At 75.9% G+C, this 6,411-nt stretch carries 5 protein-coding genes; 3 read left to right on the top strand and 2 right to left on the bottom strand.

Annotation, left to right across the window (positions count from 1 at the left end):
- Positions 1-73 precede the first annotated feature (73 nt).
- Positions 74-1,921, bottom strand: coding sequence for a bifunctional metallophosphatase/5'-nucleotidase (locus tag CBZ_RS01965; RefSeq protein WP_130779941.1), 1,848 nt, complete (start codon positions 1,919-1,921; stop codon positions 74-76).
- A 128-nt stretch (positions 1,922-2,049) separates the two neighbouring features.
- Here CBZ_RS01965 and allB point away from each other — a divergent pair, with 128 nt between their 5' ends.
- The gene (allB, locus tag CBZ_RS01960) at positions 2,050-3,432 is read left to right on the top strand and encodes an allantoinase AllB (RefSeq protein ID WP_130779940.1); all 1,383 of its coding nucleotides are present in this window, start codon (positions 2,050-2,052) and stop codon (positions 3,430-3,432) included.
- 7 nt (positions 3,433-3,439) lie between these two features.
- Here allB and CBZ_RS01955 read toward each other — a convergent pair whose 3' ends face one another.
- Positions 3,440-4,135 carry a YoaK family protein gene (locus CBZ_RS01955; protein WP_246012959.1) on the bottom strand — a complete coding sequence of 232 codons (696 nt, stop codon included), beginning with the start codon at positions 4,133-4,135 and terminating at the stop codon, positions 3,440-3,442.
- A gap of 89 nt (positions 4,136-4,224) precedes the next feature.
- On the opposite strand from CBZ_RS01955, the gene CBZ_RS01950 reads away from it, so the two are divergent.
- Positions 4,225-5,304 (top strand): acetamidase/formamidase family protein, encoded by a 1,080-nt coding sequence (locus CBZ_RS01950; protein WP_130779939.1) that lies wholly within the window; start codon positions 4,225-4,227, stop codon positions 5,302-5,304.
- On the top strand, positions 5,301-6,411 hold a 1,111-nt coding region (locus CBZ_RS01945; RefSeq protein ID WP_246012958.1), incomplete at its 3' end, for an amidase family protein. The genes CBZ_RS01950 and CBZ_RS01945, both read left to right, overlap by 4 nt.

The raw sequence follows: 6,411 nt of genomic DNA, 5'->3' as shown, positions 1-6,411 counted from the left end.
GTGCGGTCGCGCCGCGCGGACGCGACCGCACCACCGGTCGTCAACTGGCCGTCAACCGGCCGTCAAACGGCCGTCACGGCGTGACGGTCAGCGGCTCGCCCATCCACGTCAGGCGCCAGTCCGGGTTGGTCGCGGTGAACGTCGCGGGGTCGATGACCTGCTGCGCGGTCACCCAGTCGATGAGCAGCTGGCGGATCTCGACCTGCCGGTTGACCAGCACCGGAGCCGTCGTCACGCCGGGGAAGTTGCCGCCGCCCGACTGCCGGTAGTTGTTGATCGCGATGACGAACTCCTGCGCGTCACCCACCGGGACGCCGTCGTAGGCGAGACCCGTGATGCGGCTGCCGACGGGCTGCCCGAGGTCGACGTCGTACGTGAGCGGCGCGTCGAGCCCGCGCATGACGTCGTAGTTGTAGTCGGGCGTGCCGTTCGGCGCGGTCGCCGTCGGGGCGTTCGTCAGCGCGGAGGCCGGGTACGTGCCCGCGGCCGTCACCGGCTTGAAGTACTCGGCGGACTTCTCGAGGTACGCCTTGACCTGCGCGCCCGTGAGCTTGATCCCGAGCAGGGTGTTGTCGTAGATGTACAGCCCCGCGACGTCGCGCACCGACACCTCGCCGGCCGGGATCGCCGCCTCGCGGTTGAACGGGGCGGCGATGGACAGCACCGGGAGGGCCGCGTCGGCGCCCGTCAGCTCCGCCTGCACCGCCTGCGCCTGGACGTGGTTGATGAAGTCCAGCGCGGCGGTGTCCTCGTAGCGCGCGGTCGCGGCCGACATCGCCTCGGTCGACGTGCCGATCACGCTGTTGACGTAGTCGACGACGGTCGCCTGCTCGTCGGCGAGGAGCTCCACGATCTGCGGGTCCTCGGGGACGGTGTTGGCGTTGAGCACCTGGGCGTCCACGCCCTCGACGCTCCAGCGGCCGCGGTGGAACGACAGGTCGACATCGAACACCGACAGCCGCATGCCCCAGCGCAGCGGCTCGGAGAGGACCACCGGGCGGCCGGTCGCCGTGTTGGTGACGACGCGCTCGGCGATCTCCTGGTGCGCGTGCCCGACGAGGATCGCGTCGATGCCGGGCACCTGCTCCGCGACGAGCGTCGCCGCGTTCTCCGGGAACGGCAGCGTGTCGCCGTACGACGACGACGTGTCGGCGCCCGAGTGGGCGGACACGATCACGACGTCGGCGCCCTTGCGGCGCATCTCCGGGACGTACCGCTTCGCGGTCTCGACGAGCCCGCCGAACTGCATCTGCCCCTCGACGTTCGCCTTGTCCCAGATCGCGACGCCCGGGTTGGTGAGGCCGAGGATGCCGACGCGCACCGGCTTGCCGCCCCGCGGGTGCAGGGTCTCGATGACGTACGGCGCGAACGCCGGGCGGCCGGTGCGCACCGATGTGGCGTTGGCACCCAGCAGCGGGAAGTCGAGCTGCTTCTCGAACGTCCGCAGCAGCGGGATGCCGTAGTTGAACTCGTGGTTGCCCAGCGCGGCGGCGTCGTAGCCGATCGCGTTCATCGCCGCGGCCATCGGGTGCTCGCCGCCCTCGGTGATCGGGGCGACCTTGGCGTAGTAGTAGGCGAGCGACGTGCCCTGGATCGTGTCGCCCGCGTCGACGAGCAGCGTGTTGCGCGCGCCCCGGTCCGCGCGGACCTGGTCGACGAGCGTCGAGATCTTCGCCAGGCCCACGTCGTTGTGCGCGCTGTCGTCGTACTCGGCGTCCTTGAAGTAGTCCCAGTTGAGGGCGTTGCCGTGCAGGTCGCTCGTGCCCATGACCGTGAACGAGTACGTGCGGTCCTGGCCGCCGCGCCCGTGGTCCGTCGCGTCGCCCGCGGTGGCGGGAGCGGCGAGGGTGAGGGCGAGGACGGCCGCTGCCGCGACCCCGCCGGCGCGCAGCCCTGCGCGCCTCCGTGCGTCGATCCGCATGCCTGAGACCTCCTGTGTGAGGTGGTACGCACCGGTAGGTGCGCCGCGCACCGTACTCCGGGTGGGTGACGCGCACATGTCGGGCGGGCGGCGTCGGCCCGAAACACGGGGCTGGTAGAACAGCGGCCATGCGAGCGACGGGAACGGACCGGGTGGTGCGTGCCGCGCGCGCCTGGGTCGACGGCGCGTGGCGGGCCGCGGACGTGCACGTGCGCGACGGTCGCGTCGTCGACGTCGTCGACGTCGTGGGCCCGGGCCCGGTCCCGGCGGGTGTGGACGTGCACGCGCTCGCGGACGACGAGGTGCTGCTGCCCGGGCTCGTCGACAGCCACGTGCACGTCAACGATCCCGGGCGCACCGCGTGGGAGGGGTTCGCGTCCGCGACGCGCGCCGCCGCCGCCGGCGGCGTCACGACGCTCGTCGACATGCCGCTCAACAGCGTGCCGCCGACGACCACGGTCGCCGCGCTCGACGCCAAGCGCGCGGCCGCCGCCGGGCGGCTCACGGTCGACGTCGCGTTCTGGGGTGGCGCCGTCCCGGAGAACCTCGGCACGCTCGGCCCGCTGCACGCCGCCGGGGTGCGGGGGTTCAAGGCGTTCCTCGTGCCGTCGGGCGTCGAGGAGTTCGGGCACCTGGACGACGCCCAGCTCGGTGCGGCGCTCGCGGAGGTCGCCGCCCTGGGGACCGTGCTCGTCGTGCACGCCGAGGACCCCGCGTCGCTCGTCCCGGCCCCCGGTCCCGACGGTGCGCTCGGCCCGCGGTACGCCGACTTCCTCGCGTCCCGACCGCCCGCGTCGGAGCGGGTCGCGGTCGCGCGTGTCCTCGACGGGGTGCGACGCGCGGGGGCGCGGGTGCACGTGCTGCACCTGTCCGACGCGGGCGCGCTGCCCCTGCTGCGGGCCGCGAAGGCCGACGGGCTGCCGGTGACCGTCGAGACGTGCCCGCACTACCTGACGCTGCGCGCCGAGGACGTCCCCGACGGCGCGACGCAGTTCAAGTGCTGCCCGCCGATCCGCGACGCGGCGAACCAGGACCTGCTGTGGGAGGCGGTCCTCGACGGCACGGTCGACGCCGTCGTGTCCGACCACTCGCCGAGCACGACCGACCTCAAGCACGTGCGCGGCGGCGACTTCGGCCTCTCGTGGGGCGGTGTCGCGGGCCTGCAGCTCGGACTGGCCGTCGTGTGGACGGCCGCGCGCGCCCGGGGCGTCCCGCTGGACGCGCTGCTCCCGGCGTTCACGACCGGGCCGGCGCGCGTCGCAGGCCTGGACGACCGGGGTGTGATCGCCGTCGGGGCGCCCGCGCACCTCGTCGCGTTCGCGCCCGAGCAGCCGTTCGTCGTGGACGCCCGCGCGCTCGAGCACCGCAACCCCGACACCCCCTACGACGGGGCCGCGCTCGTCGGGGTGCCGCGCACCGTCTGGCTGCACGGCGAGGTCGTCGTCGCTGACGCGCGGGTCGTGCGGCCCGGTACCGGCCGGATGCTGCCGCCGGCGGGGTCGCGTGCCTGAGCGGGCGTCAGGCGGGGCGGTCCGCGTCGCGGCGGGCGTGGCCCACCCACGCGCACGCGAGGGCGAGCAGACCCGCGACGACCAGGCCGAGCCCGACACCCTGGTCGCCCGTGCGCAGCAGCAGGGCTCCGACGCCCGCACCCGCGAGGATCAGGACCACCGCGAGCAGCCGTCGCGCCCAGCCGCCGCCCTCCCCACCGGCGAGGCGCGAGTCCGCCGCGAGCCCGGTGAGCGTGGAGGTGACGACGACCGTCGTGACGTCCTTGACCGCGAGGCGTCGTGCCGCCGCGGCCTGCAGCCCCATCGCGACGGCGAGCAGCGTCGTGACCACCAGCGCCCACGCCTCGCCCTCGTCCGGTGGGCGTACGACGGCCCCGACACCGAGCGCGACGGCCACCACGCCGGTCGCGCCGAACGTCACCGTCGAGCGGTGCGCCCACCCGGGCGGCGCGGTCCGCAGCACCCGCCCGCCGAGTGCGGCACCCGCGAGGAAGCCGCCGAGCGCCAGGGCCGGGCCGAGCACCGGCAGGTCGTCCGCGCCCGCGAGCGCCATGCCGAGGATCACGACGTTGCCCGTCATGTTCGCGGTGAACACCCTGTCCAGGCCGAGGTAGCCGACCGCGTCGACGATGCCCGTCGTGAAGGTCAGCGCGAGCATGAGCACGAGGTGGGTCCGGGCGGCATCCTGGGGGCGCGGCGTCACGGCGTCATGCTAGGCGCGGCGGCCGCTCCGTCCGCGGCGGCCCGAGCTCACGGCGAGGGCCCGCGTGGCGGTCGACGAGGAGGAGCGGCATGACGGTCCTGCAGCCCGGCACCGGCACCGTGCGGGGGGCCGTCCACCTGCCGTCGACGCCCGCGACGGTGCTCTGGGGACGCCTGCCGTGCGGCGACGACGCCCCGGTGCTGCACGTCGAGCCGGGGACGGAGCTCACGGTCGACACCGTCAGCCACGAGGGCCTGCTGGAGGACCAGGGGCGTGACCCCGTCGCGTGGTTCGGGCGGCACGGCGTCGACGCCGCCGACGTCCTGGGCGACGCCGTCGCGATCGCCGCCCAGGTGCCCCACGGGCCTGACGACGGCCCGCACGTCGTCACCGGGCCGGTGCGCGTCGCCGGGTGCGAGCCGGGCGACCTGCTGGCGGTCACCGTCCTGGAGACGACGCCGCGCGTGCCGTACGGGGTGATCTCGAACCGGCACGGCCGCGGGGCGCTGCCCGGGGAGCTGCCCCGCGGCGAGGACGCCGTCAGCGTGTTCGTGCCCGTGCGCGAGACCGCCGACGGGCCCGTCGGGTGCCTGCCCGTGCACGACGGGGGCGAGCCGCTCGTCACGTTCCCGCTGCGGCCGTTCCTCGGCCTGGTCGGGGTGGCCGTGCCCGGCGGGGAGCGCCCGCACTCGGTGCCGCCCGGGCCGCACGGCGGCAACATCGACGTCAACCTGCTGCAGGTCGGCGCCACGCTCTACCTGCCCGTGCAGGTCCCGGGGGCGCTGCTGTACGTCGGCGACCCGCACTTCGCGCAGGGCGACGGCGAGGTCGCGCTCACCGCGCTCGAGGCGTCGCTGCGCGTGACCCTGCGCGTCGACCGGGTTCCGCGCGCCGACGCCGTCGCCCGGTTCGGCGAGGTCGACGGGCCGCTCGTCGAGACCGCCGAGCACCTGGTGCCGACCGGGCTGCACCCCGACCTCGACGAGGCGGTCCGCCGCTGCGTGCGCGCCGCGATCCGGCTGCTGCACGCCCGGTGGGGCCTCGACGAGCACCTCGCGTACGCGTACCTGTCCGCCGCGACGGACTTCGACATCTCGCAGGTCGTCGACCGGGTCTGCGGCGTGCACGCACGGATCCGCAAGGCTGACTTCGACCGGGTATCGCGGTGAGCGCGGCACCGGGCCGGGCGCCGTCCGTGCCTGACGGGTCGGGCCCGTCCGCCCTGGACGGTGCCGTCTGGCGCACGGTCGGCGACCCGCTCGTCGCTGGTGCGCCGGAGGGTCCGCTGCGCGGGCTCACCGTCGCCGTGAAGGACCTGTTCGCCGTCGCGGGCCACCGCGTCGGCGCAGGCAACCCGACGTGGCTGCGGGACGCCCGCACCGAGCCGGAGCACGCGCACGCCGTCGCCGACCTGCTGCGCGGCGGCGCGTCCGTGCGCGGGATCGCCCGCACCGACGAGCTCGCGTACTCGGTCGTCGGGGACAACGCGCACTACGGGACGCCGCCCAACGGCGCCGCCCCCGGCGCGATGCCGGGCGGGTCGTCGTCGGGTCCGGCCAGCGCGGTCGCGACCGGGCAGGTCGACGTCGGGCTCGGCAGCGACACCGCGGGCTCGATCCGGGTCCCCGCGTCGTGGCAGGGGCTGTGGGGGCTGCGCACGACGCACGGGCTCGTGCCGCGCGACGGGATGCTGCCGCTCGCGTCGTCGTTCGACACCGTCGGGTGGCTCGTCCGCGACGCCGCGACGCTCGCGGCGGTCGCGTCGTGGTGCCTCGGGCCGCCCGGCGGGCCCGGTCTCGCCCCGGGCTCCGGACGCGATCCGGTCCTGGCGCCGGGCCGACGGCTGCGGCTGCGTGTCCCGGCCGAGGTCGTCGCGGCCGCCGACCCGTCCGTGGCGGACGCCTTCGCGGCGCTGCTCGACGGGTGGCGCGCGGCCGGGGTCGCCGACGTCGAGACCGTCGAGGTCGGCCCGCTCGACCGCTGGTTCGACGCGTTCCGCACCGTGCAGGGCGCCGAGGCGTGGCGCGTCGACGGGCCGTGGGTCACCGCCCACCCGGGAGCGCTCGGACCGGCGCTCGCGGAACGGTTCGCCGCCGCCGCTGCCGTCACCGCCGCCGACGAGGCACGCGCCCGCGCGGACCTCGACCGGCTGCGGGCCGACCTGCGCGCGGTCGTCACCGACGCGCTGCTGGTGCTGCCGACGACCCCCGGCCCCGCCCCCGCGCGCGACGCCGGAGCGGCAGAGCTCGCGCGCGTCCGCGCCGCCACCCTCCCGA

The sequence above is a fragment of the Cellulomonas biazotea genome (assembly GCF_004306155.1).
In the GTDB taxonomy this organism is placed as follows: domain Bacteria; phylum Actinomycetota; class Actinomycetes; order Actinomycetales; family Cellulomonadaceae; genus Cellulomonas; species Cellulomonas biazotea.
Note: the sequence above shows the minus strand (reverse complement) of the source record. Positions and strands in the feature narration are given on the sequence as shown.

What these genes read in the sequence shown, in the direction of transcription:
- CBZ_RS01965 (WP_130779941.1), bottom strand. Translation starts at nt 1,921, where the DNA reads ATGCGGATCGACGCACGGAGGCGCGCAGGGCTGCGCGCCGGCGGGGTC.
- allB (WP_130779940.1), top strand. Translation starts at nt 2,050, where the DNA reads ATGCGAGCGACGGGAACGGACCGGGTGGTGCGTGCCGCGCGCGCCTGG.
- CBZ_RS01950 (WP_130779939.1), top strand. Translation starts at nt 4,225, where the DNA reads ATGACGGTCCTGCAGCCCGGCACCGGCACCGTGCGGGGGGCCGTCCAC.